At 72.6% G+C, this 3,334-nt stretch carries 3 protein-coding genes; all 3 read right to left on the bottom strand.

Going from position 1 to position 3,334, the window contains the following annotated elements; genetic code table 11:
• Positions 1-8: 8 nt before the first annotated feature.
• The gene (uraH, locus tag U9980_RS08015) at positions 9-335 is read right to left on the bottom strand and encodes a hydroxyisourate hydrolase (protein WP_322767352.1); all 327 of its coding nucleotides are present in this window, start codon (positions 333-335) and stop codon (positions 9-11) included.
• A 36-nt stretch (positions 336-371) separates the two neighbouring features.
• Positions 372-1,922: an allantoicase gene (locus U9980_RS08010; protein ID WP_322751873.1), complete on the bottom strand. Its 1,551-nt coding sequence runs from the start codon at positions 1,920-1,922 to the stop codon at positions 372-374.
• Between the two features lie 121 nt (positions 1,923-2,043).
• Positions 2,044-3,334 (bottom strand): allantoinase AllB (gene allB, locus U9980_RS08005; RefSeq protein WP_322767351.1); only part of this gene is annotated, 1,291 nt, incomplete at its 5' end.

Genomic DNA, 3,334 nt, shown 5'->3' with positions numbered 1-3,334 from the left:
GGTAACGCTCAGCTGCCGCGGTAGGTGGAGAAGCCGAAGGGTGAGAGCAGCAGCGGCACGTGGTGATGCCGTGCCGGATCGGTCACCACAAAGGTGATCACGACCTCGGGGAAGAACGCCGAAAGGGACGCGGTGTCGAACACCAGCCGCCACGCGCCCGGCCCGTCCAGGGGGAGGTCCCGCACCCGCCCGTCCTCGTCGGTCACCGCGGATGTGACCAGCCGCCAGCCGCGCACATCGCCGTCGAAGCCGACAATCATCCGTTCCAGTCCGACCGCCACCCCGCCAGCCGGGGCTCCGGCGGCGGTGTCGATCACATGCGTGGAGAGGGTCACCCCGGCATCATGCCCGGGCGCAGGGCGACCGGACGGTCACGAACCGCTGATCAGGCGCTGCAGCCGCAACGCGGCGATCTCGGCCTGCTGACCGGCGGCGACCCGCAGTTCCGTGGCAGGGTCGTTACTCAGCCGCTGACGCAGCAGGCCCAGCATCTCCTCGGCGCTGCGGCCCGCCGCACGCACCAGGAAGATGTAGCCGAAGCGGTCCTCGTACTCCTGGTTGCCCGCGACCAGGGCCGCCTTCAGGTCGAGACTGGCGTTGTCCAGGGCTGCCTGCTCCCGGCGCGGGGCGTCCAGGCCCGCGACCACCGCCCGGGTGGACGTGGTCGGCGCCGGACGCGGAGCACCGCGCTCACCGATGCGTGGATGGGCGGTGAACGCCTCCAGCCAGTCCGCCTCGGTGAGCTTCCACCACTGCTCGGCGGCCGCGTCGAGCAGCGCCTCGAGGGTCGGGTACGGGCGACTGTCGGTGACCGCGGCTGCCCAGTCCTCCGAGCCGCAGCAGCCCAACAGCTCGGCATGGACGGCCCCCGGGGACAGCGCGTTGAACCAGCGCATGGCTAGCTCCTGGCGTCCGGCCGGGGTCGGGGTGCCGATGAGGCGCAGCCGGGCGAGCCCCCCGTCGGGGATCGCGTCCACCCGCACGTGGGTGGCCTCCACCGGAACCTCCAGGTCGAACAGGTGGCGGGTGTTGGGCTGCACCCGCACCTGCGGCAGCAGCGGCTGCCACCCGGTGATCGAGGAGATGTCGTCGCCGTCGAACAGATCCGGGGCGGACGCGGCCCACAGCGCCACGGCCCGGGGGGCGTTGCCGTGGAAGTGCCGGGTGTCGACCTCCGCCCGGATCACCTGACCGGTGGTGGCGAGCCGCACGACGGCCCAGTCATGACCCATCCCCCGCCGGCGGCGGGTCTCCCAGCCCTCCCCCATCACCCGCGCCTCCCCGGATGCGTTGAGGTTGTGCCGGTCGCCGTAGTGCATGTCACTGCACGCCACCACCACCCCGCCGAGGTAGGCGGCGGCCAGGTCGGAGGTGACCCGGTCCAGCATGCGGGGGTCCGCGATCACCGTTCCGTGCACGCGCAACCGCGCCACCCCGCCATCGGGATGGATGGTGAGCCGCACGTGCGTGACGCGGGTGTGGCCGGCCCGCTCAACGGGCAGGATATTGACCGAATCCGCTCGCAGCGGTGTCCGGCGCACCAGCGGCACCCAGCTGACCGATGCCTCGGCGACCTCGACCGCGGACGGGTAGCCACCCAGCGTGGCACCGTGCAGCTCCACCGACTCCGGCGCGTTACCGGTGAAGTGGGTGGTGTCGACGGTCACCGCTCGCACGACACCGGGCGCACCGAGCCGGACGATCGCCCAGTCCGAGCCGTACGGCTCGCGGCGGCGGCGGGTCTCCCAGCCGTCCGTCCACGCACCCCGCTCGGTGAAGACCCCCGGCCTGGCGATCGGCGGCTCGGGCAACAACATCCGCTCGGCGAGCGCGAAGAACTCGTCGTTGACGGTCACCACCGATCCACCGAACCTGGCGCCGGCGAGGTCGACAAGGTTCGTGAGATCGGGTGCGTCGCTCACTGGTCCTCTTCTCCTGCGAGTCGGGTCCACCGGCTGTTCGGGATGTCGATGTTCGGAATGTCGATGTTCGGGGTGCAGGTGTTCGGGATGCGGGTGTGCGGCGTGGGACACCTCAGCCGGTTCATCTCGACAGCAGCTGGCCACGCGGTGGCCGGTCGCCGTCGACACGTTCACCACGCAGGTAGGTCGCACGCACCACGCCGTACAGCGTCCGCCCAGCGTAGGGCGTAAGCGGGTGGCGATGGGCCAGTTTGGCCGGATCAACGACAAAGGACCCGTCCGGGTCGATCACAGCGAGGTCGGCGTCGGCACCCGGGGCGATGCGGCCCTTGCGCCCCAGACCGACGAGATCGGCCGGGCCGGTGCACATCCAGCGGGCCAGCTCGGCCAGGTCGTGACCGCGGCAGCGGGCCTGGGTCCACACCGCGGCGAGGCCGAGCTGCACCGAGGCGATCCCGCCCCACGCCTGCGCGAAGTCACCCGAATCGAGTGCCTTACGCGCCGGCGTGGCCGGCGAATGGTCGGTCACCACCCCGGCGAACAGACCCTCGGCAAGCCCCTGCCACAGCGTGTCCCGGTTGCGCTCCCCGCGGATGGGCGGCGCGCACTTGTACAGGGTCGCGCCGTCGGGAACCTCGTCGGCGGTGAACGTCAGATAGTGCGGGCAGGTCTCCACGGTCAGCGCGATCCCGGCGTCACGGGCGGTGAGAACGTCGTCCAGGGCACCCGCCGCGGACAGGTGCAGGACGTGCAGGCGGGCACCGGTCGTGGCCGACAGCGCGGCGAGCCCGGCCACCGCCTCGGTCTCCGCGGCCGGTGGACGCGAGGCCAACCAGCTCGCGAACGTCCGGCCCGCCACCGGCGGCGCGCCGGCCAGGACCGACGGTGACTCGGCGTGGACGACGGTCAGCGCGCCGAGTCGGGCGGCACGGTCCACCGCGACGGCGAGGACCTCCATGGGCACGTGCGGAAACTCCGCCACCCCCGACGGCGCGAGAAACGCCTTGAAGCCGAACACCCCGTCGTCGTGCAGGGCCGCGAGCTGCGCGAGGTCCCCGATGTCAGCGCCGATGATCCCGCCCCAGAAGCCGACGTCGACCGCTATCTGACCGGCCGCCGCGGCCCGCTTGGCCGCCAGCGCCGCGACCGAGGTCGTCGGCGGAATGGCGTTCAGCGGCATGTCCACGATCGTGGTGACGCCACCGGCGGCAGCGGCCCGGGTGGCCGTGGCGAACCCCTCCCACTCGGTGCGTCCGGGTTCGTTGACGTGGACGTGGGTGTCCACGACCCCGGGCAGCAGGGCGAGGTCCCCGAGCTCGGTGACGCGCGGGCCGGCTGCGACGGCCGCCGGGGGCGTGACCGCGGTGATCCGCCCGCCCGCGATGTGGACGGCGGCCGGCCGGACGCCGTCC

It is taken from the genome of Protofrankia sp. Cr1, assembly GCF_963555865.1.
Lineage (GTDB): Bacteria > Actinomycetota > Actinomycetes > Frankiales > Frankiaceae > Protofrankia.
Note: the sequence above shows the minus strand (reverse complement) of the source record. Positions and strands in the feature narration are given on the sequence as shown.